This window comes from Pseudomonas sp. FP2309 (genome assembly GCF_030687575.1).
Lineage (GTDB): Bacteria > Pseudomonadota > Gammaproteobacteria > Pseudomonadales > Pseudomonadaceae > Aquipseudomonas.
Genome location: NZ_CP117439.1, coordinates 4,224,436 through 4,244,266, shown reverse-complemented (window position 1 = coordinate 4,244,266; position 19,831 = coordinate 4,224,436). Strand labels below are relative to the sequence as shown.

23 protein-coding genes are annotated in these 19,831 nt (G+C 61.2%); 19 read left to right on the top strand and 4 right to left on the bottom strand.

Features of this window, described 5'->3' with window-relative positions; genetic code table 11:
• Positions 1-46: 46 nt before the first annotated feature.
• The 17 genes from fabD (at position 47) to PSH59_RS19385 (ending at position 15,697) form a co-directional block, all read left to right on the top strand.
• On the top strand, positions 47-985 hold the full coding sequence (gene fabD, locus PSH59_RS19465) for an ACP S-malonyltransferase (protein WP_248083408.1): 939 nt from the start codon (positions 47-49) through the stop codon (positions 983-985).
• A 24-nt stretch (positions 986-1,009) separates the two neighbouring features.
• Positions 1,010-1,753 carry a 3-oxoacyl-ACP reductase FabG gene (gene fabG, locus PSH59_RS19460; protein ID WP_094066820.1) on the top strand — a complete coding sequence of 248 codons (744 nt, stop codon included), beginning with the start codon at positions 1,010-1,012 and terminating at the stop codon, positions 1,751-1,753.
• Between the two features lie 191 nt (positions 1,754-1,944).
• Positions 1,945-2,181, top strand: a complete 237-nt coding sequence (gene acpP, locus PSH59_RS19455) for an acyl carrier protein (protein WP_003175607.1) — start codon at positions 1,945-1,947, stop codon at positions 2,179-2,181.
• Positions 2,182-2,308: 127 nt separating this feature from the next.
• Entirely contained in the window at positions 2,309-3,553 is a 1,245-nt protein-coding gene (fabF, locus tag PSH59_RS19450) for a beta-ketoacyl-ACP synthase II (RefSeq protein ID WP_305393477.1), read from the top strand.
• Positions 3,553-4,368, top strand: a complete 816-nt coding sequence (gene pabC, locus PSH59_RS19445) for an aminodeoxychorismate lyase (RefSeq protein ID WP_305393476.1) — start codon at positions 3,553-3,555, stop codon at positions 4,366-4,368. The genes fabF and pabC overlap by 1 nt, the downstream gene beginning before the upstream one ends.
• 1 nt (position 4,369) lies before the next feature.
• Positions 4,370-5,491 carry an endolytic transglycosylase MltG gene (gene mltG / locus PSH59_RS19440; protein ID WP_305393475.1) on the top strand — a complete coding sequence of 374 codons (1,122 nt, stop codon included), beginning with the start codon at positions 4,370-4,372 and terminating at the stop codon, positions 5,489-5,491.
• Positions 5,492-5,510: 19 nt separating this feature from the next.
• Positions 5,511-6,143: a dTMP kinase gene (gene tmk, locus PSH59_RS19435; RefSeq protein WP_305393474.1), complete on the top strand. Its 633-nt coding sequence runs from the start codon at positions 5,511-5,513 to the stop codon at positions 6,141-6,143.
• On the top strand, positions 6,136-7,125 hold the full coding sequence (locus PSH59_RS19430) for a DNA polymerase III subunit delta' (RefSeq protein WP_305393473.1): 990 nt from the start codon (positions 6,136-6,138) through the stop codon (positions 7,123-7,125). The genes tmk and PSH59_RS19430 overlap by 8 nt, the downstream gene beginning before the upstream one ends.
• 63 nt (positions 7,126-7,188) lie before the next feature.
• Entirely contained in the window at positions 7,189-7,974 is a 786-nt protein-coding gene (locus PSH59_RS19425) for a TatD family hydrolase (protein ID WP_248084072.1), read from the top strand.
• A 448-nt stretch (positions 7,975-8,422) separates the two neighbouring features.
• A complete protein-coding gene (locus PSH59_RS19420) occupies positions 8,423-9,091 on the top strand; it encodes a TetR/AcrR family transcriptional regulator (RefSeq protein ID WP_248084073.1) in 669 nt (222 codons plus the stop codon).
• A gap of 114 nt (positions 9,092-9,205) precedes the next feature.
• Positions 9,206-10,174 (top strand): GTP 3',8-cyclase MoaA, encoded by a 969-nt coding sequence (locus PSH59_RS19415; RefSeq protein ID WP_248084074.1) that lies wholly within the window; start codon positions 9,206-9,208, stop codon positions 10,172-10,174.
• 95 nt (positions 10,175-10,269) lie between these two features.
• Entirely contained in the window at positions 10,270-10,875 is a 606-nt protein-coding gene (locus PSH59_RS19410) for a DUF4823 domain-containing protein (RefSeq protein ID WP_248084075.1), read from the top strand.
• 27 nt (positions 10,876-10,902) lie between these two features.
• Positions 10,903-11,463 (top strand): DUF1285 domain-containing protein, encoded by a 561-nt coding sequence (locus PSH59_RS19405; RefSeq protein ID WP_248084076.1) that lies wholly within the window; start codon positions 10,903-10,905, stop codon positions 11,461-11,463.
• Between the two features lie 70 nt (positions 11,464-11,533).
• On the top strand, positions 11,534-12,247 hold the full coding sequence (locus PSH59_RS19400) for a GntR family transcriptional regulator (RefSeq protein WP_305393472.1): 714 nt from the start codon (positions 11,534-11,536) through the stop codon (positions 12,245-12,247).
• Positions 12,244-13,245 (top strand): ADP-ribosylglycohydrolase family protein, encoded by a 1,002-nt coding sequence (locus PSH59_RS19395; protein WP_305393471.1) that lies wholly within the window; start codon positions 12,244-12,246, stop codon positions 13,243-13,245. The genes PSH59_RS19400 and PSH59_RS19395 overlap by 4 nt, the downstream gene beginning before the upstream one ends.
• Positions 13,246-13,317: 72 nt before the next feature.
• Positions 13,318-14,784: a cytosine permease gene (locus tag PSH59_RS19390; RefSeq protein ID WP_305393470.1), complete on the top strand. Its 1,467-nt coding sequence runs from the start codon at positions 13,318-13,320 to the stop codon at positions 14,782-14,784.
• A complete protein-coding gene (locus PSH59_RS19385) occupies positions 14,777-15,697 on the top strand; it encodes a PfkB family carbohydrate kinase (protein WP_305393469.1) in 921 nt (306 codons plus the stop codon). The genes PSH59_RS19390 and PSH59_RS19385 overlap by 8 nt, the downstream gene beginning before the upstream one ends.
• Positions 15,698-15,790: 93 nt before the next feature.
• Here PSH59_RS19385 and PSH59_RS19380 read toward each other — a convergent pair whose 3' ends face one another.
• The 4 genes from PSH59_RS19380 to PSH59_RS19365 form a co-directional block, all read right to left on the bottom strand.
• Positions 15,791-16,171: a Rho termination factor N-terminal domain-containing protein gene (locus PSH59_RS19380; RefSeq protein WP_305393468.1), complete on the bottom strand. Its 381-nt coding sequence runs from the start codon at positions 16,169-16,171 to the stop codon at positions 15,791-15,793.
• A gap of 49 nt (positions 16,172-16,220) precedes the next feature.
• The gene (locus PSH59_RS19375; protein WP_305393467.1) at positions 16,221-16,487 is read right to left on the bottom strand and encodes a hypothetical protein; all 267 of its coding nucleotides are present in this window, start codon (positions 16,485-16,487) and stop codon (positions 16,221-16,223) included.
• A 51-nt stretch (positions 16,488-16,538) separates the two neighbouring features.
• Positions 16,539-16,877, bottom strand: coding sequence for a hypothetical protein (locus tag PSH59_RS19370; RefSeq protein WP_248084084.1), 339 nt, complete (start codon positions 16,875-16,877; stop codon positions 16,539-16,541).
• Between the two features lie 85 nt (positions 16,878-16,962).
• On the bottom strand, positions 16,963-18,159 hold the full coding sequence (locus tag PSH59_RS19365) for an MFS transporter (protein WP_305393466.1): 1,197 nt from the start codon (positions 18,157-18,159) through the stop codon (positions 16,963-16,965).
• Between the two features lie 186 nt (positions 18,160-18,345).
• On the opposite strand from PSH59_RS19365, the gene PSH59_RS19360 reads away from it, so the two are divergent.
• Both PSH59_RS19360 and PSH59_RS19355 read left to right on the top strand, forming a co-directional pair.
• Positions 18,346-18,825 carry a GNAT family N-acetyltransferase gene (locus PSH59_RS19360; protein WP_010208407.1) on the top strand — a complete coding sequence of 160 codons (480 nt, stop codon included), beginning with the start codon at positions 18,346-18,348 and terminating at the stop codon, positions 18,823-18,825.
• A gap of 157 nt (positions 18,826-18,982) precedes the next feature.
• A complete protein-coding gene (locus PSH59_RS19355; protein WP_305393465.1) occupies positions 18,983-19,804 on the top strand; it encodes an SDR family oxidoreductase in 822 nt (273 codons plus the stop codon).
• Positions 19,805-19,831 lie beyond the last annotated feature (27 nt).

Genomic DNA, 19,831 nt, shown 5'->3' with positions numbered 1-19,831 from the left:
GTAGGAGCGACCATTTTTGACGACCAGATCATTAGGGGCTTGTTACATGTCTACATCCCTCGCATTCGTCTTTCCAGGGCAGGGTTCGCAGTCCCTCGGCATGTTGGCCGAGTTGGGCGCGCAATATCCGCTGATCCTGGACACTTTCAAGGAAGCTTCCGAGGCCCTGGGTTACGACCTGTGGGCGCTTACCCAACAAGGGCCGGAAGAGCAGCTCAATCAAACCGACAAAACCCAGCCGGCCATTCTGACCGCTTCGATCGCCTTGTGGCGCTTGTGGCTGGCCGAAGGTGGCGCGCGTCCGGCATTTGTGGCCGGTCACAGCCTGGGCGAATACAGCGCCCTGGTAGCGGCGGGCAGCCTGACTCTGGGTGAAGCGGTCAAGCTGGTCGAGCGTCGTGGTCAACTGATGCAAGAAGCCGTTCCGGCCGGGCAGGGCGGCATGGCCGCGATCCTGGGGCTGGACGACGCGGTCGTGATCGAAGCCTGTGCCGAAGCGGCCCAGGGTGAAGTGGTCAGCGCGGTGAACTTCAACTCCCCTGGTCAGGTGGTGATCGCGGGCGCCAAGGCGGCTGTCGAGCGTGCCATCGAGGGTTGCAAGGCCCGTGGCGCCAAGCGTGCGTTGCCGTTACCGGTAAGCGTGCCGTCCCACTGCGAACTGATGCGTCCGGCCGCCGAGCGTTTTGCCGAGTCCATTGCCGCCATTAACTGGCAAGCGCCGCAGATCCCGCTGGTGCAGAACGTCAGTGCGGCCGTGGCTGCCGACCTTGAGACGCTCAAGCGCGACCTGCTGGAGCAACTCTACAAGCCGGTACGCTGGGTTGAATCGGTTCAGACCCTGGCCGCCAAGGGCGCCACTGAACTGGTCGAGTGCGGCCCGGGCAAAGTCCTGGCCGGCCTGAACAAGCGCTGCGCCGAGGGCGTGTCGACTGCCAACCTCAATACCCCGGATGCCTTCGCTGCCGCTCGTGCGGCGCTGGCCTGACCCCCGAACTTAGGAGAAGCCTGCATGAGTCTGCAAGGTAAAGTTGCACTGGTTACCGGCGCGAGCCGTGGCATTGGCCAGGCGATTGCCCTGGAACTGGGCCGTCAGGGTGCCGTCGTGATCGGTACCGCCACTTCTGCTTCGGGTGCCGAGCGTATCGCTGCGACCCTGAAGGAAAACGGCGTTCAAGGCACCGGCCTTGAGCTGAACGTGACCAGCGATGAGTCCGTGGCGGCGGTACTGGCCCAGATCACCGCACAGTTCGGCGCGCCGTCGATTCTGGTGAATAACGCCGGTATCACCCGCGACAACCTGATGATGCGCATGAAAGACGACGAGTGGTACGACGTGGTCGATACGAACTTGAACAGTCTGTTCCGCCTCTCCAAGGGCGTTTTGCGTGGCATGACCAAGGCGCGTTGGGGCCGAATTATCAATATTGGCTCCGTAGTGGGTGCCATGGGCAACGCAGGCCAAGTAAACTATGCAGCCGCCAAGGCCGGTCTGGAAGGTTTCAGCCGTGCATTGGCGCGTGAAGTCGGCTCGCGGTCGATTACAGTCAACTCGGTGGCCCCAGGGTTCATCGACACCGACATGACCCGCGAACTGCCGGAAGCACAGCGTGAAGCGCTGCTGACGCAGATTCCGCTGGGCCGTCTGGGTCAGGCTCAAGAGATCGCGAATGTGGTCACTTTCCTGGCATCCGACGGTGCGGCATACGTGACTGGGGCTACAATCCCGGTTAACGGCGGGATGTACATGAGCTAAATTGTGACGGATCGCTTCAAAAAAATGTCATACGAGCTGTCTAAAATCCGTTATAAAGCTGCAACTTAATTTATAGGCAGGTGGTCTGGCGGGTACAGGGTGAAGCTTTCAGTTGAAAAGCTGAAATGGCTTTCTATACACTTACCCACTGGCCAGCTGCCTGAATTTGTCCATTAGGAGTTAAACAAGGTATGAGCACCATCGAAGAGCGCGTCAAGAAAATCGTTGCCGAGCAACTGGGCGTTAAAGAAGAAGAAGTGGTCAACACTGCTTCCTTCGTTGAAGACCTGGGTGCCGATTCCCTTGACACCGTTGAGCTGGTGATGGCTCTGGAAGAGGAATTCGAGACCGAAATCCCGGACGAAGAAGCTGAAAAAATCACTACTGTTCAAGCTGCTATCGACTACGTTACCAGCCACCAGGCGTAATAGTTTGTAGTCGTCGCTTGCTGTTAGGGAAAAACCGCACTGCTGTAACGGCGTGCGGTTTTTTCTTTAGCGCGGATGAACAGTAGGCTCTGAAGCAAAGTGTCGTCATTAGAAAAAGGAGAGTGCTGTGTCGCGTAGACGCGTCGTAGTCACCGGTATGGGTATGTTGTCGCCACTGGGTACGGATGTGCCGAGCAGTTGGCAGGGCATTCTGGCTGGCCGCAGTGGTATTGGTCTGATCGAACACACGGACCTTTCTGCCTATTCCACCCGTTTTGGCGGCTCGGTAAAGGGCTTCAATGTCGAGGAATATCTCTCGATCAAGGAATCCCGCAAACTCGACCTGTTCATTCAGTACGGCCTGGCAGCCGGTTTTCAGGCAGTGCGTAACGCCGGCCTGGAAGTCACCGACGCCAACCGTGAGCGCATCGGCGTGGCCATGGGCTCGGGTATTGGCGGTCTGACCAATATCGAAGAAACCAGCCGCACGCTGCATGATTCCGGCCCGCGTCGAATTTCACCGTTCTTCGTGCCTGGCTCGATCATCAATATGATTTCCGGTTTCCTGTCCATCCACTTGGGTGCGCAGGGGCCTAACTACGCGATTGCGACGGCGTGCACCACGGGCACTCACTGCATCGGCATGGCGGCGCGCAACATCGCCTATGACGAAGCTGACGTGATGATCGCCGGTGGCGCCGAAATGGCGGCCTGCGGCCTTGGCATGGGCGGCTTCGGTGCTTCCCGAGCGCTGTCGACCCGCAATGACGAGCCGACCCGTGCCAGCCGTCCATGGGACAAGGGCCGCGATGGCTTCGTGCTGGCCGACGGTGCCGGTGCGCTGGTCCTGGAAGAGTTGGAGCACGCCAAGGCGCGCGGTGCCACCATCTACGCCGAACTGATCGGTTTTGGCATGAGCGGCGATGCCTACCACATGACCTCGCCACCGTCTGACGGTGCCGGTGCTGCGCGTTGCATCACCAACGCTCTGCGCGATGCCAAGGTCAATGCGGACCAGGTGCAGTACATCAACGCTCATGGCACTTCGACACCGACCGGCGACCTGGCGGAAGCCGAGGCCATCAAGTCGGTGTTCGGTGAGCACGCCTACAAGCTGGCGGTCAGTTCCACCAAATCCATGACGGGTCACCTGTTGGGCGCGGCGGGCGCGGTCGAGGCGATCTTCAGCGTCATGGCCATCAAGGATCAGGTTGCTCCGCCGACCATCAACCTTGACGAGCCGGATGAAGGATGCGACCTGAACTTCGTGCCCCATGAGCCGCAACCGATGCCGATCGACGTGGCCATCTCCAACTCGTTCGGCTTTGGTGGCACCAACGGTTCCCTGGTGTTCCGCCGGTTCGCCGAGTGATGCACAGCTGGGTCGACGGTCAGCCGGCGGACAGTGCTCCGCTGAAAGATCGCGGCCTGGCGTATGGCGATGGTGTGTTCGAGACCATCGCCGTCAAGGCCGGGCAGCCTGTACTGCTCGACCGCCACCTGCAGCGCCTCCATGAGGGCTGCATGCGCCTCGCGTTGGCCGCGGACCAAGGGTTGATCCGCAGCGAAGTACTGGCCTACGCCGACGCGCTTGGAGAGGGCGTTCTCAAATTGATTCTTACCCGTGGCGACAGTCTGCGCGGTTATGGCATCAACCCGGACGCGCCGGTGCGTCGCATTCTGCAGGGCAGTCCGCCTGCTAACTATCCCCCCGCCCATGGAATCGAAGGTATCCGCCTGTTTCCATGTGCGACCCGTTTAGCCGAGCAGCCGCTGCTGGCGGGCCTCAAGCACCTTAATCGCCTGGAACAGGTAATTGCCCGCGCCGAATGGCGGGATATCGAGCACGCCGAAGGGCTGATGCTGGATATGTCCGGACGGGTTATCGAAGGTGTATTCAGCAACCTGTTCCTGGTGCGTAACGGCTTGTTACTAACCGCCGATCTGAATCGTTGCGGTGTTGCCGGCGTGATGCGCGCCGAGATCCTGGCCCAGGCAGAGGCGCTGGGCATCCCGGTGGCCGTGGCCGACATTTCTGTCGAGCAGTTGCAGCAGGCCGACGAAGTCTTTGTATGCAACAGCGTTTATGGCATTTGGCCGGTGCGCAGCTGCGCAGCGATGAGCTGGTCGGTTGGGCCGCTCACCCGTAAACTGCAGGGCATTGTTCGCGCACTATTGGATATTTAAGTTGATACGAAAACTGGTTGTACTGCTGCTGATCGGCGTGTTCTCGGCGGCATTGCTGTTGGGCTTTGCTGCCTGGAAATACAACGCTGCTTTGAAGCAGCCGTTGAATCTGACCCAGGAGCAATTGCTTGATGTGCCGGCGGGGGCTACCCCCACCGGCACCTTCAATCGCCTCGAAACCGACGGCGTGCTCGACGGCGCTTTCTGGCTGCGCCTGTACTGGCGTTTCAATCTCGACGGCCAGCCCCTGCACAGTGGCGAATACCGCATGACGCCCGGCATGACCGCTCAAGGCCTGATCGGCCTGTGGCAGCGTGGCGAAGTGGTGCAATACAGTTTGACCCTGGTTGAAGGCTGGAACTTCCGCCAGGTGCGCGCGGCGCTGGCCAAGCATGAAAAAATCGTGCAGAGCCTCTCGGGCCTCAGCGACAGCGAAGTGATGGACAAGCTGGGCCACCCCGGCGTGTTTCCTGAGGGGCGATTCTTTCCCGATACCTACCGCTTCGTGCGTGGCATGACCGACGTCGAATTCCTCAAAAAAGCCTACAACCGCCTCGACGACGTGCTCGCCCAAGAGTGGAGCAAGCGCGCCGCTGATGTGCCGTACACCGACCCTTACCAAGCCCTGATCATGGCCTCGCTGGTCGAGAAAGAGACCGGTGTACCGGAAGAACGGGGGCAGATTGCCGGCGTGTTCGTTCGCCGCCTGAAGATCGGCATGCTGCTGCAGACCGACCCCACGGTGATCTACGGCCTGGGTGAGCGTTACAACGGCAAATTGACCCGCGCCCACCTCAAAGAAGCCAACCCTTACAACACCTACATGGTCTCCGGACTGCCGCCGACGCCGATCGCCATGGTCGGTCGCGAGGCGATCCATGCCGCGCTGAACCCGGTGCCGGGCAGCAGCCTGTATTTCGTGGCACGGGGTGATGGCAGTCATATTTTCTCCGATGACCTGGATGCGCATAATGCTGCGGTGCGTGAGTTCCAGCTCAAGCGCCGTGCCGATTACCGTTCCAGCCCGGCACCGGTGGTCAAACCTGCCGAAGACGTCGTGCCGCCCGCTGATGCACCCGCCGAGCCCGTGCCGGACACCGCCGCACCGCAAAGCCCGCAATGACTCTGACTAAGGACTGCCTGTGACTGGCTTGTTTATTACCCTGGAAGGCCCGGAAGGCGCCGGCAAAAGCACCAATCGCGATTACCTGGCCGAGCGTTTGCGAGCCGAAGGCATCGAGGTGGTGTTGACCCGTGAGCCCGGCGGTACGCCGTTGGCCGAACGCATCCGCGAGGTGCTGCTGGCCCCAGGCGACGAACAGATGAACCCGGACGCTGAGCTGCTGCTGGTGTTTGCCGCCCGCGCCCAGCACCTGGCCGAAGTGATTCGCCCGGCCTTGGCACGCGGCGCGGTGGTGATCTGCGACCGCTTTACTGATTCCACCTACGCTTACCAGGGCGGGGGCCGCGGCTTGTCCCTGGCGCGCATCGCTACGCTGGAAAGCTTCGTGCAGGGGGATTTACGTCCCGACCTGACGTTGCTGTTCGATCTGCCGGTGGAAGTGGGCATGGCCCGCGCCAGCGCCCGTGGCCGCCTCGACCGTTTCGAGTTGGAAGGCCAGGGGTTCTTCGAAGCCGTGCGCAGCGCGTTCCTTGCGCGTGCAAAAGCCGAACCCGCGCGCTACCACGTGTTGGACGCGGCTCAGCCGTTGGCCCAGGTGCAGCACGCCATTGATGCGCTGCTGCCCACGTTGCTGGAGCGTGCCCGTGGCTGAAGCCTATCCGTGGCAGGACGGCCTCTGGCAGCAATTGGCCGGTCGTGCCCAGCACGCCCACGCCTATTTGCTTCACGGGCCGATCGGTATCGGTAAGCGTGCCCTTGCCGAGCGCTTGATGGCCAGCTTGCTGTGTCAGCGTCCGGTCAATCTGCACGCGTGTGGCGAATGCAAATCCTGCCTGCTGCTCAAGGCCGGCAGTCACCCCGACAACTACGTGCTGGAACCCGAGGAGGCCGACAAGGCGATCAAGGTCGACCAGGTGCGTGACCTCGTCAGTTTCGTGGTGCAGACCGCGCAGATGGGCGGGCGCAAGGTGGTGTTGATCGAGCCGGTGGAGGCGATGAATATCAACGCCGCCAACGCCTTGCTCAAAAGCCTGGAGGAGCCGTCCGGCGATACCGTGCTGTTGCTGGTGAGCCACCAGTCCAGCCGGTTGTTGCCGACCATCCGCAGCCGGTGCGTGCAGCAGGCCTGCCCGTTGCCCAGTGAGGCCATGAGCTTGCAATGGCTGGGGCAGGCGTTGCCGGACTGTTCGGTGGAGGAGCGGATCGAATTGCTCACCCTGGCGGCCGGCTCGCCCCTCGCCGCGGTCAAGTTGCAGGCCCAAGGCGTGCGTGAGCAACGCGCACTGGTAGTGGACGGGGTTAAAAAACTGCTCAAGCAGGAGCTGTCCGCAACCCAACTGGCCGAAACCGCCTGGAAAGACATTCCGCTCTTGCTGCTGTTCGACTGGTTCTGTGACTGGTCGAGCCTGATCCTGCGCTACCAGTTGACCGGCGATGAAAGCGGCCTCGGCCTGCCGGACATGCGCAAGGTGGTGCAGTACCTCGCGCAGAAGAGTGCGCAGGACAAGGTGCTGAATATCCAGGACTGGATCCTCGCCCAGCGCCAGAACGTGCTCGGCAAGGCCAACCTCAACCGCGTGCTCTTGCTCGAAGCGCTGCTGGTGCAGTGGGTCGGCTTGCTCGGCCGGCGTTAATTTCGGTGGCCGACGGGTGTATCGTCGGTCAGACACTTTTCGAGACCTAAGTCGTAACTTCCTATGCTCGTAGATTCCCATTGCCACCTTGATCGCCTTGACCTCGCCCAGCATGGCGGTTCCCTCGATGCTGCGCTGGACGCCGCTCGGCAGCGCGGGGTCGGGCACTTCCTGTGCATCGGCGTCAGCGCCGACAACGCCGCTGACGTCAAAGCCCTGGCGGATCGCTATTCGGACGTGGATTGCTCGGTGGGTATCCACCCGCTGGACCTCAAGCCCGGCGAAGCCCCGGCGCTCGACTGGCTGTTGGGTGAGGTCAACCATCCACGTGTGGTGGCCATTGGCGAGACCGGTCTGGATTACCACTACGAGCCTGAGGCCGCCGAGTTGCAGCAGGCATCCTTCCGTTTGCACCTGCTAGCCGCTCAGCAGACCGGCAAACCGGTGATCGTCCATACCCGCGGCGCCCGCGCCGACACCCTGAGCCTCTTACGCGAGGCCGCTTTACCCCAGGCCGGGGTGTTGCATTGCTTCACCGAAGACTGGGACATGGCCAAAGCCGCCCTGGACCTGGGGTTCTATATTTCCTTATCGGGCATCGTCACCTTCCGCAATGCCGACGCCCTGCGTGACGTGGCGCGGCAAGTGCCGGTGGATCGTCTTCTGGTGGAGACCGACTCGCCGTACCTGGCGCCCATCCCCCATCGCGGCAAGCCGAACCTGCCGGAGTATGTGCGTGATGTCGCAGAGTACCTGGCGATGTTGCGCGGTGAGTCCTATGAGCGGTTCGCCGAACAGACCACCGAGAATTTCAAGCGTCTGTTTCCATTGGCCCACGTCGCCGCGTAAGGCTCGGGTCAAATCGCGGGCAAAAAAAACCCGGGTTCTGGGGGGGGAATCCGGGTTAAGACCATTAGGAGTAAAAACAAGGGCACACAGTCCGTCGGTACCCAGGTTGGCGCTTCACTTGGGGGAGATGTCACGCCAACAGTTCAAGTATTGATCAGTATCTGATTCAGTCCAGTCGCGACTGATCGTTTTTTAAACAGATTTGGAATACGTCAGCTTCGCTTGAGTTCTCATTGGGCGGGAGTACAGGGGTAGTTGGTGCGTGTTATTTCTGACTGATTCGGGTAAAAACGTTGGCGTGCTGAAAGTAAGTGCCTGCCGGGTTCACATAGGCGTTGCCCAACGACCGTTCAGTCGGGATAATCCCTCGCACCTGGTAAATCGTATCGCCATGTAATCGTGGCCTTGCGTAACCCTCCCTACTACGACCTTTGCAGACCTCTTCCTCATGCACAAAGAACCCCGTAAGGTCCGTGAGTTTCGCCGCCGTGAGCAGGAAATTCTCGATACCGCACTCAAATTGTTCCTCGAACAGGGCGAAGACAGCGTTACCGTTGAGATGATCGCGGATGCCGTGGGTATCGGCAAAGGCACGATCTACAAACACTTCAAGTCCAAGGCCGAGATTTACCTGCGCCTGATGCTCGACTACGAGCGCGACTTGAACACGTTGCTGCATTCGGCCGATGTCGACAAGGATAAGGAAGCCTTGTCCCGTGCCTACTTCGAGTTTCGCATGCGTGACCCGCAGCGCTACCGCTTGTTCGACCGTCTGGAAGAGAAGGTGGTCAAGGGGCATCAGGTGCCGGAGATGGTCGAGGAGTTGCACAAGATCCGTGCTTCGAACTTCGAACGCCTGACGCTGCTGATCAAAGGTCGTATCAGCGAAGGCAAGCTTGAAGACGTGCCGCCGTATTTCCACTATTGCGCCGCCTGGGCCCTGGTGCATGGCGCCGTTGCGCTGTACCACTCGCCGTTCTGGAGCAATGTGCTGGAAGACCAGGAAGGTTTCTTCCAGTTCTTGATGGACATTGGCGTGCGCATGGGCAACAAACGCAAGCATAGCGCCGAGCCTGCACCGGTCGAGGCCGCACCTGTCGACACCCCTGCCACGTAATGATTTGCTGCTTGGCGCAGTACCCCAGGAATATACTCAGGCATGGACCTTGCTAAAAGCTGATTTATAAGTCAGCTTTTAGTGCGCCCCAATTATCCTCTGCCGGAGTGATCCATGATCGTTGATCGTCAAGGCAGGCGTTTTCGCAATTTGCGAATCAGCCTGACCTCAGCCTGCAATTACGCGTGTACCTACTGCGTGCCCAACGGCAAGCGGCTGGTGGCTGCCCAGGACGAACTCTCGGCCGAGGCCATGGCCCGTGGTGTGGCTTACCTGATCGAAGCGGCCGGTATCGACCGTTTGCGTATCACTGGCGGTGAACCCTTGGTGAGCCCCAAGCTGGAAGCCTTCATGGGCGCCGTCGGGCAGATGGGCCTCAGTGATATCAGTCTGACGACCAACGGCCAATTGCTGGCGCGCAAACTGCCGCTGCTGGTGGACGCCGGCATTCGGCGCATCAACGTATCCCTCGACACTCTCGATGCCGACGCTTTTCGCAGCATCGCCCGTGGCGGCGACCTGGCCACCGTGCTCGACGGCATGGACCAGGCCCGAGCTGCCGGGATCAAGATCAAGGTCAATATGGTGCCCTTGCGTGGCCAGAACCTGGACCAGGTGATGCCGCTGCTCGACTACTGCCTGGAGCGTGGCTACGAGCTGCGGTTTATCGAGTTGATGCGTATGGGCCACCTGGCCAAGGATTCCAACGCGTTTCTGCAGCAATTTGTCAGCCTGCAGCAACTGCTCAGCCTGATCGGCGAACACCACGAATACTTGCAGGCCAACGCCCCGGTGGATGCCACGGCGGTACGGTACGAGGTGCCGGGTAAGGGCTTCTTTGGCGTGATTGCCAACGAAAGTGTGCCGTTCTGCCGGACCTGTTCGCGGCTGCGGTTGTCGTCCACCGGCTGGCTGCATGGCTGCCTGTCGTCGAGCAATCGTCACTACGTCGGTGACCTGCTCGACAAACCGCGCCATCAAGCACTGCCGGCCTTGCAAGGCTTGCTGGTGAAAGCCCTCGGCGACAAGCAGGAAGTGGCCTTCTCCGGGGGCGCCACCATCATGAAGATCATCGGCGGCTGACGCCGCGCTTGCAGCTGCAAGCGGCTCCCCTGGCCCAAAAGCTGCATCTCACGCCCATTCGCCGGTTTTCCGTCACTGGCTTTTGGAGGATTAGGATGCGTAGTCTGGTTTTGTTGCTGGCGTCATTGACGCTCAGTGGTTGCATGACCGTCAGCGATATGGCCGAAGGCACCCGCTATCAGATGAGCGACGCCGGGCTGCTCGACCATAGCGATACCCGTCGTACCGCCTCGGTTCGCATACAGCCGGACTCCTTCGTCTTTATCGCCCAGGGCGCCTTCGTGCCGCCGGGCAGCGCCTACCCACGGCCTAACGTGGTGGCCGAAGAAGCCTTCAACGGCTTCGTTGAATATTTCCCCATGGTGCGCCGCGCGCGACAGCCTGAAGGCCTCGAGCAAGCCATGGCCGAAGCCCGTGCGGCGGGGGCGCATTACTTGCTGTACTGCCGCTTCGCCAAGGCGGACGACCGTATCGGCAATGCCGATGAGTGGGCCGATCAAGAGGCCCTCGACCGTGTGGGCCTGGACAGCGGCGTTATCCAGATCATGTTGATCGAGACCAGCACCCAGTATTTGATTGATACTGCACGTATTCGCAGTCGTGGCGGTTTACTGACGTTCCACGACAACACGCCACAAGATCTGATTGCCCGCCCGTTGGCACAGTACGCCCGGAGCCTGCTGGGTATGAGTGATCAGTGAGCCCAGCCTGAATAAGGGGAGCCTCTCATGACCGATTCCGCCAAGGCCAACGACCTGCTGGCCCAACTGCCCAAAGGCAAGGGGCCGGCGCCGGTGCACCTGTGGAACCCGGATTTCTGCGGCAACATCGATATGCGCATCGCCCGCGATGGCACTTGGTTCTACCAAGGCACGCCAATCGGGCGCAAGCCGATGGTCAAGTTGTTCTCTAATATCATCCGCCGCGATGGCGATGATTACTTTCTGGTCACACCGGTAGAAAAAGTCGGTATCAGCGTCGATGACGCGCCCTTTGTCGCGGTAACCCTCGACGTCGAAGGGCAGGGCGAAGATCAGGTACTGCGTTTTACCAGCAATGTCGATGAACAGATCGAAGCCGGCCTCGAACACCCGCTGCGGGTGGAGATCGACCCCATCACCGAGGAACCGTCACCCTATCTTCGGGTGCGCGCCAACCTTGAAGCTCTCGTACATCGCAATGTGTTCTACCAATTGGTGGAGTTGGCGGTGAGCCGCCCGATCAACGGTCAGAAGTGGCTGGGCGTCTGGAGCGGCGGCGAATTTTTCCGTATCGGCCTGGAGCCCTGAGGCCGGGTTTTTCATCTCCCTGACATAATTCGCTTGCTGCAAAAGGCCGCTTTCGGTTATCAATTTGTACATGATTAGACATGTCCGATTTGATAAGAAAAAACGCGTCGTCGACGAACTCATCCGCCGTATCGAGGGTGGGGTGATGGCCGACGGCTTCCTGTTGCCGGGCGAGCATCAATTGGCCGAAGAGTTTGCGGTCAGTCGTGGCACCCTGCGCGAAGCTCTCGCCGAGCTCAAGCGACGCAATTACATTGCGACCCAGAGCGGTGTCGGCTCCATCGTCACCTTTGACGGCATGGTGCTGGATCAAACCAGTGGTTGGGCCCAGGCGCTGGCCGACACCGGTGCCCTGGTGACCACCGATATCCTGCGCCTGGAAGCGGTGTCGCGTCCCGATCTGTTCAGTCGTTTCGGCACTGACCAATTTGTCGCCCTTGACCGCCGTCGACGCACCACCGATGGCACTGCCGTGTCCCTGGAGCGTTCGCTGATGCCGGCGTCCGGCGGCCTTGAAAGCCTGCCTCGTTTGGGGCTGATCGATGACTCCCTGACCATCACCCTGGCAGCCTACGGCTACATCGGCGCCGAAGGTGACCAATGGATCGGCGCCGAACCCCTGAGCGACGAGGATGCCGAACTGCTTGGTCGCCCGGCAGGCTGCGTGTTTCTCAAGGCGTCGCGTACTACGTACGACCGTCGCGAGCGGTTCATGGAGTACGTCGAAAGCTTGCTCGACCCTGTGCACTTTCGCCTGCACCTGCAATTTGGACCCTCGAAATGACCGCCCACGCCCGCGCCCTCGGCGCCTTCTACGGTTTGGCCCTGGGCGATGCCTTGGGCATGCCCACCCAATCCCTGAGCCGTGAGCAAGTGCAACAGCGCTTTGGTGCCATTACCGCCCTTGAGAAGGCCGGCGCCGACCAGCCGATCGCCCCGAACATGCCGGCCGGTTCCATCACCGATGACACTGAGCAGGCGATTCTGGTTGGCCAGTTGCTGGTCGAAGGCCAAGGCAGGATCGAACCTGCCGTGCTTGCCCAGCGCCTGATCGACTGGGAAGCGACGATGCGCGCCAAGGGTTCTCAGGATCTGCTTGGTCCGTCCACCAAGCGTGCCATCGACATGATCCTCGCCGGGCATACTCCGCAGGAGTCCGGGCGCTACGGCAGCACCAATGGTGCCGCCATGCGCATCACGCCGGTGGGCATCGCCGTCGATGTCAGCGACCCGGCGCAGTTTATCCAGGCGGTGATCCAGGCGTGCCAAGTCACCCACAACACCACCCTGGGCATTTCCAGTGCGGCAGCGGTGGCGGCGGTGGTGTCCGCCGGCATCAACGGTGCGGACCTGGGCGAAGCGCTGAACATTGGTACCCAGATCGCCCAACAGGCGGAAGGTCACGGGCATTGGGTGGCCGGCGGGCGTATTTCCACTCGCATCAGTTGGGCGCGCACCCTCAGTGTGGGCAGTGGCGACACCGCGTTGTTTGCCGACCTGCTCTATGAATTGATCGGCACTTCCGTGGCCTCCCAGGAGTCGGTGGTGGTGTCGTTTGCCCTGGCCCAGCAAGTGGCGGTGGGGGATATGAACGCGTTCCAGGCGTTGTGCCTGGCCGCCAGCCTGGGGGGCGACACCGACACCATCGCGGCGATGCTCGGCGCGATGCTTGGCGCGTGTTTCGGCATGCAGTGCTGGCCTGCGGCAATGATCGAACAGGTCAAGGCCGTCAATGGGTTGGACTTGCAGCCATTGGTTGAAAACCTTCTGAAAATGCGATGAGTCAGGACGACCAGTCACAGCGTTGACGACCTGCCACAACCACAAAAATACAGGCACCAGGAGCAACACCTCATGAGCAGCACGTCTTCCGGCCAAAGCGCCGGACAATTGGAAACACGCGGCATCGAACCGGTCCCGGAAGGCGAGTGCAACGGCCATCCGTTGCAACTGTTCTGGGTGTGGTTCGCTGCCAACATCAGCATCCTCGGCTTACCGCTTGGGGCCACGCTGGTGGCGTTCCGGGGCTTGGCGATCTGGCAGGCGATTATTGTGGCGATCCTCGGCGCGGCCGGTTCCTTTGCGGTGGTGGGCATCATCTCCATCGCCGGTCGTCGTGGCCGTGCACCGAGCCTGACCTTGTCCCGTGCCATCTTCGGCGTGCGCGGCAATATTGGCCCGACACTGGTGTCGCTGATGTCGCGCCTGGGTTGGGAAACCGTCAACACCACCACGGCGGCGTTTGTGTTGCTGTCGTTGTGTTCGATTCTCTTCGGGTCGCCGGTGGAGGCGAAAAGCGCACCCGTGCTGACGCTGATTTTCATCGCCATTTTCGTGCTGCTCACCCTGGCCGTTTCCGGCCTCGGCCACGCCACCCTGCTGGTGATCCAGAAGTGGGCCACCTACGTATTCGGCGCTTTGAATATCCTGGTGGGCGGCTTCCTCTGTGCCACCATTGACTGGAGCGCGGTGTTCAACGCCACCCCCGCGCCGCTGAGCGCGATGATCATCGGCGTCGGCACCATGGCGGCCGGCACCGGTATCGGTTGGGCCAACGCCGGCGCCGATATGTCGCGCTACCAACACCGCAGCGTCAAGGCCGCGCGCCTGGTGGCCTCCGCGGCGTTTGGCGCGGGCATTCCTCTGGTACTGCTGATCACCCTCGGTGGCCTGCTGTCGGTGGGCAACAATGACCTGGCCTCGGCCACCGACCCAATCATCGCGATCCGCGACATGCTGCCGACCTGGATGGCTGTGCCGTACCTGATCACCGCATTCGGCGGCCTGCTGCTGTCGAACAACCTGTCGGTGTATTCGGCCGGTCTCACCACCTTGACCCTGGGTTTGAAGGTCAAGCGCGTGCACGCGGTGATCGTCGATATCGTGGCGATTTTTGCCGGGTCGATTTACTTCATGCTGATCGCCGACAGTTTCTACGGCCCGTTCATCACCTTCATTTCGCTGCTGGCGGTGCCGATCACCGCGTGGGTCGGGATCTTCGTGGTTGACCTGATTCATCGTCATTACTACAGCCCCAAGGACCTGCTCGACGTCAGCCCAAGCAGTGCCTACTGGTATCGCGGCGGCGTGGAATGGCGAGCCTTCGGTGCCTGGGCCGTGGCCATCGTGCTGGGCTTTTGCTTCACCACCATCGGCACCACCGCCGAAAATATCTGGTTCGCCGGGCCGCTGTCCGACTCCTGGCTGGGCCACAACGGCCTGGGCTGGATCGTCACCTTCCTGGTGGCCGGCGGGATTTATGCGGTACTGGGCGGCGCGGCCGACCGGCGGCCGGCGCTGGTAGAGAGCCACAATGTCTAGATTGCTGCACACGGGCCAGGTCATCGTCGACCTGGTCATGGCCCTTGATGCCTTACCCGCCAGCGGTGGCGATGTGCTGGCGCATTCGGCCAATTTTGAAGTGGGCGGCGGGTTCAATGTGATGGCCGCAGCCCGACGCAATGGCTTGCCGGTGGTTTACCTGGGGCGTCATGGCGAGGGTCGCTTCGGCGACCTGGCGCGCACTGCGATGCAGGCTGAGGGCATTGACATGGCCCTCGCGCCAAGCCGCGGCAAGGACACCGGTTTATGTGTGTCCCTGACCGAAGCCACCACCGAGCGCACGTTTATTTCCCACCTCGGTGCCGAGGGTGAACTCAGTGCCGAGGACTTGGCGCCCATAGTGCCGCGTGCGGACGACTACGTTTATGTCAGCGGCTACAGCTTGCTGCTCGAGGGCAAGGCCCAGCCGTTGCTCGACTGGTTACTGGCATTGCCGCACAGCATCGCGGTGGTATTCGATCCGGGCCCGTTGGTCAAAGCCCCGGATTCGGCCTTGATGCGCCGCTTACTGCCGCGCATCGACATCTGGACCAGCAATGGTCCGGAAGCGCTGGCGTTTACCGGTGCATCGGACATTGCCACCGCGTTGCCTGCGTTAAGCCGGCATCTGCCCGCCAACACACTGCTGGTGGTGCGCGACGGGCCGAATGGATGCCTGGTCGGGCGTGCGGAGCAGATCGAGCACGTGCCGGGTTTCGAGGTTGAGGCCGTGGACAGCAATGGCGCGGGCGATGCCCATGCGGGGGTGTTTATTGCGGGGTTGGCCAACGGCTTGAAATCTGCCCAAGCCGCACGCCGGGCGAATGCGGCGGCGGCGTTGGCGGTGACGCGTTGGGGACCGGCGACGTGCCCCGCAACCTGCGAGGTGGATGCGTTAGTAGCTGAGGCGTGAGCAAGGCGAGCGCAAATGCCCATCAATTAACGGTGGGCACAGGGTGCTTCTTGCTCTCTGACTGGCATCAGGCCGCTTACACCGCGAGGCGTGTCAGCCGGCCTTTTTCAGCGCTTCAATCAACTCAGCCTTGCGCATGCTCGAGCGCCCGGGAATATCCTTGGCGCGCGCTTCCTTCATCAGGCTTTCTTTAGTCTGAGTGCCCAATGAGACTCGGCTGCTGCGAGGATGACCCTCGCGGCTGGCCGCCGCGCGTTTGGCCGAGTCACTGCGGTCCTGAGCCTTTTTCATTGGTGCCTTGCGCCGGCCCGAGCCACCGGCCTTTTCGCCACCGCCGGATTGCTTGTTGACGGTGGCCCAGGCACGGGCTTCGGCCTCGGCAGCGGGCACGCCCTTGTGTTCGTAACTGTCTTCGATATGCGCGGCCTTGCGCTTTTGTTCGGGGGTGTATTTGGCTTTGCTTCCACGAGGCATCGCGATACTCCTTCCGGCCCTGTAACAGGGCCGGACCAGACAAAATGGATTACTGAGGGCGCTCGCCTTCCAGCTTGCGCGCCTCATCTACACCCGACGCAGTCAGCTTGATCGGTAGATTCAACGAATATTCGCCGGAGTCGTCGGTGGTCACATGACCATCCTTGATCAGCCCGCGGTCCTGCAGGAAGGCCAACACGCCGGCCACTTCCTTTTCGCCGCGGTAGTTGTCCAGCACCTCCTTGCCCAAGCCTTGCGGGTGGGCGTGCAGCAGGCGGGTGAGGACTTCTTTTTCAAGGGTTCTATCGACGTTCATGCGTACCTCTTCACTGGGAAATGATCGGGTGTTCGTCTTGCGTTCGAGGGCTTACGGCGCAGGTTGCTTTGGCGCGCCGGGCAGGTTCGAGTCGTCGCCTTTATTGATCTTTGGCTCATTCACCGACGGCCCCATCTTGCCATTGCCAACGGCAGCGGGTGCCTGGCGCTGGGTGTCGTGGCCCTGGGTGCGAGGGTCGGCGCCATTGGTGTTGTCGATGACTGCGCCACCGTTGGTATCCAGGCCGGTGCCCATGGATTTTTGCGACTCGGTGGTGGCGTCCGGCGTTGGGTCGGTCGGACCTGTGGTCGAGCTTGCGGCATAGGCGCTCAGCGAAGCGGCAGACAGCAGGCCAGTGAGGGCGAGGGCAGCAAATTTGGCATTTTTCATGAGGGTGTCTCCCTAGGGTTATTGTCCTTACCCTGTATTGGTCCGCCCTCGTTTTGCGTTGGTGCCGGGGTGGCGACGAACGGTCTCAGCCAGCCTGTAAGATTTTGTGTGCTGTCGCCCGGCGCCACGCCAGGCGCGCCACGCTGATCAACCAATTAACGGTCGCCACGGCCAGCACGCTCAGCATCAGCGCCGGTAAACCGAAATCGACGATAATCCAGCCCGCCAGCCACGGGAAGCCAAACACCCCCACAAAGTACGCCAGGCTGAACAACAGCAATGCCTGGGACGTGGTGCCGTTGGGTGCTTCGTTGGCCACCAGGCCGTTGATCACCGAATACGTCAGGCCATACCCGACGCCCAGAGTCACGGCGGCCAACAGGTAGCTGGCATTGCCACTCACGCCAAAGGCGAACAGCAGGATCGACCCCAGCATCATCCCGGACAGCACGCAGGCGGCCACGTAGGCATCGCGCTTGACCACGTAACCGGCGATCAGCAGGCGACTGGTAATCGCCGCACTGACGAAGCCTGCAAAAAACAACGAATAATCCAGCCCATGGGCTGCCGCGTAGCTGGTCTGGAACGACGACAACCCACCAAACACGCAGCCGCCGAGGCTGACCATGACGATGGCAAATGCCGCCCGTGAAGACAGCACGCGACGGCAGGCCACCCAGGAAATTTTCGACACCGGTGCCGAGGTGTGGCGTTTGAGCGCTGTGCCCAGGCGCCAGAACATCAGCACCCCGACCAGGCTGGCCAGTGCGGCAATGACGAAAGCGCTGGTCAAGGGCAGGCCCAACGCGTGGGCCGCCCGGCCGAGTAACGGCCCGGAACCGATGCCGCTCATCATGCTGCCCGACAGCAGCGCAAAATATTTAGCGCGGTGCTGCGGCGCTACCAGCATGGCCACGATGATCGGTCCCAGGGTGTAGAACACGCCCCAGCCCAGGCCCAGGGCCAGCCCGAACAACATCAAGCCTTCGCCAAAGCCCGGCATCAATGCAAAGCCCAGGCATGCCACCACCAGCAATACACCCATCCCCGCAATCGCCCGCGCCGCGCCCCACGCATCCGCCAAATGCCCGGACAGCACGACCGCCACAAAGGTACTGAGCATCGCAGTGGCGATCACACTGCCGGCATCGTGCTCATTGCCGCCGCGTATATGAATCAACAGCGACAGCAGAAAGGTCGAGCCGTAAGACAGCGACAACAGAAAGCTGGCAAGGCAAAACAGCGCGAACAGCTTTGTGCTCACCGGGGACGTGGACTGCATGGGGCCGCCTGGAGGTCGTTGGAGTTACGGCCCACTGTTTACCATGTACGCCAGCCAGGTTTGTTCTGTGGTTGGTGGTGCTTGCATTACGGCCGGGCGGAGTAACCGGCATCCCCGGAAATTGCGCTGCAATCGGTCATCAAAGCGCCTTAGTATGTGTGCTTTGAAATTGCCCAAGGCTTGCCCATGACCATCGAGATTCGCCCTGCGGTGCCCAGCGATGCTGCGCAGATTCTGACTTTCATCACCGAACTTGCCGAGTACGAAAAGGCCCGGCATGAAGTGATCGCCAGTGTGGTGGACATCGAGCGCAGCCTGTTCAGCGAAGGGGCCACCGCCCATGGCCTGATTTGCCTGCGCGACGGTTTGCCGATCGGCTTTGCGGTGTTCTTTTTCAGCTATTCGACCTGGCTTGGCAGCAACTGCCTGTACCTGGAAGACCTCTACATCAACCCTGAACAGCGCGGCGGCGGGGCGGGCAAGAAGTTGCTGCGTCACTTGGCCAAAATCGCCTTTGATAATGGTTGCGGTCGCTTCGAGTGGAGCGTGCTGGACTGGAACGAGCCAGCCATTGCCTTCTACAAATCCATCGGTGCCCAACCCCAGGAAGAGTGGGTGCGCTACCGCATGGAAGGCGACGCGTTGCGCGATTTCGCCTTGGGTTGATTCAAGGCCCTCTCAAAAAGCCGGCGCCGAAAGCGTCGGTTTTTTTGTGTTTTCTCTCACAATATGGGATGCAAATTTATATATTGAGATGTTTTCGGGTCTGGGTTTATAGTCGGCGGCATCAGCACTCACTACCAAAAATAAAACAGGTGAAGCGATGCAGGCACAACCGTTGTCACTCCCCGCCGTGCCCGAGCCCACTTACGGCGAGCGGCTCAAAGGCAAGGTGGTGATCATCACCGGCGCCGCCCAAGGCATTGGCGAGGCGATCGTCGCGTGTTTCCAGGCCCAGCAGGCGCGGTTGGTCATCGCCGATATCCAGGCTGAAAAGGTCGATCGCGTTGCCGCCCACTGGCGTGAACGTGGCGCTGACATTTACGCGCAGGCCGTCGACATCACGTGCAAAGTGCAATGGCAGACACTGGTCAATACGGCCATCGAGCGCTTCGGCCGCGTGGATGTGCTGGTCAACTGCGCGGGCGTCAACGTGTTTTGCGACCCGCTGCAAATGACCGACGAGGACTGGCGCCGTTGTTTCGCCATTGACCTCGACGGTGCCTGGTTCGGTTGCCGCACGGTGCTGCCGCACATGATCGAGCAGGGCATTGGCAACATCATCAACATCGCCTCCACCCATTCCAGTCACATCATTCCCGGCTGTTTTCCGTACCCGGTGGCCAAGCATGGTTTGCTCGGCCTCACCCGCGCCCTGGGCATCGAATATGCGTCCAAGGGCCTCCGCGTGAATGCCATCGCGCCGGGGTATATCGAAACCCAGCTCAACGTTGACTACTGGAACGGTTTTCCCGACCCGCACGCCGAGCGCCAGCGCGCCTTCGATCTGCACCCGCCCAAGCGCATCGGTCAGCCGATCGAGGTGGCGATGACGGCGCTGTTCCTGGCCACCGACGAGGCGCCTTTTATCAATGCCACTTGCCTGATGATCGATGGCGGGCGGTCTGTGATGTACCACGACTAGAACGTGTAACGCTCAATAACAACAAGA

Bases quoted from the DNA above. Each gene is read 5' to 3' on its own strand.
- fabG (WP_094066820.1), top strand. From the start codon at position 1,010: ATGAGTCTGCAAGGTAAAGTTGCACTGGTTACCGGCGCGAGCCGTGGC.
- PSH59_RS19385 (WP_305393469.1), top strand. From the start codon at position 14,777: ATGTCTAGATTGCTGCACACGGGCCAGGTCATCGTCGACCTGGTCATG.
- PSH59_RS19400 (WP_305393472.1), top strand. From the start codon at position 11,534: ATGATTAGACATGTCCGATTTGATAAGAAAAAACGCGTCGTCGACGAA.
- fabD (WP_248083408.1), top strand. From the start codon at position 47: ATGTCTACATCCCTCGCATTCGTCTTTCCAGGGCAGGGTTCGCAGTCC.
- pabC (WP_305393476.1), top strand. From the start codon at position 3,553: ATGCACAGCTGGGTCGACGGTCAGCCGGCGGACAGTGCTCCGCTGAAA.
- PSH59_RS19360 (WP_010208407.1), top strand. From the start codon at position 18,346: ATGACCATCGAGATTCGCCCTGCGGTGCCCAGCGATGCTGCGCAGATT.
- acpP (WP_003175607.1), top strand. From the start codon at position 1,945: ATGAGCACCATCGAAGAGCGCGTCAAGAAAATCGTTGCCGAGCAACTG.
- PSH59_RS19390 (WP_305393470.1), top strand. From the start codon at position 13,318: ATGAGCAGCACGTCTTCCGGCCAAAGCGCCGGACAATTGGAAACACGC.
- PSH59_RS19375 (WP_305393467.1), bottom strand. From the start codon at position 16,487: ATGAACGTCGATAGAACCCTTGAAAAAGAAGTCCTCACCCGCCTGCTG.
- PSH59_RS19410 (WP_248084075.1), top strand. From the start codon at position 10,270: ATGCGTAGTCTGGTTTTGTTGCTGGCGTCATTGACGCTCAGTGGTTGC.
- PSH59_RS19365 (WP_305393466.1), bottom strand. From the start codon at position 18,159: ATGCAGTCCACGTCCCCGGTGAGCACAAAGCTGTTCGCGCTGTTTTGC.
- PSH59_RS19380 (WP_305393468.1), bottom strand. From the start codon at position 16,171: ATGCCTCGTGGAAGCAAAGCCAAATACACCCCCGAACAAAAGCGCAAG.
- PSH59_RS19355 (WP_305393465.1), top strand. From the start codon at position 18,983: ATGCAGGCACAACCGTTGTCACTCCCCGCCGTGCCCGAGCCCACTTAC.
- PSH59_RS19405 (WP_248084076.1), top strand. From the start codon at position 10,903: ATGACCGATTCCGCCAAGGCCAACGACCTGCTGGCCCAACTGCCCAAA.
- PSH59_RS19420 (WP_248084073.1), top strand. From the start codon at position 8,423: ATGCACAAAGAACCCCGTAAGGTCCGTGAGTTTCGCCGCCGTGAGCAG.
- PSH59_RS19415 (WP_248084074.1), top strand. From the start codon at position 9,206: ATGATCGTTGATCGTCAAGGCAGGCGTTTTCGCAATTTGCGAATCAGC.
- PSH59_RS19425 (WP_248084072.1), top strand. From the start codon at position 7,189: ATGCTCGTAGATTCCCATTGCCACCTTGATCGCCTTGACCTCGCCCAG.
- PSH59_RS19370 (WP_248084084.1), bottom strand. From the start codon at position 16,877: ATGAAAAATGCCAAATTTGCTGCCCTCGCCCTCACTGGCCTGCTGTCT.
- PSH59_RS19395 (WP_305393471.1), top strand. From the start codon at position 12,244: ATGACCGCCCACGCCCGCGCCCTCGGCGCCTTCTACGGTTTGGCCCTG.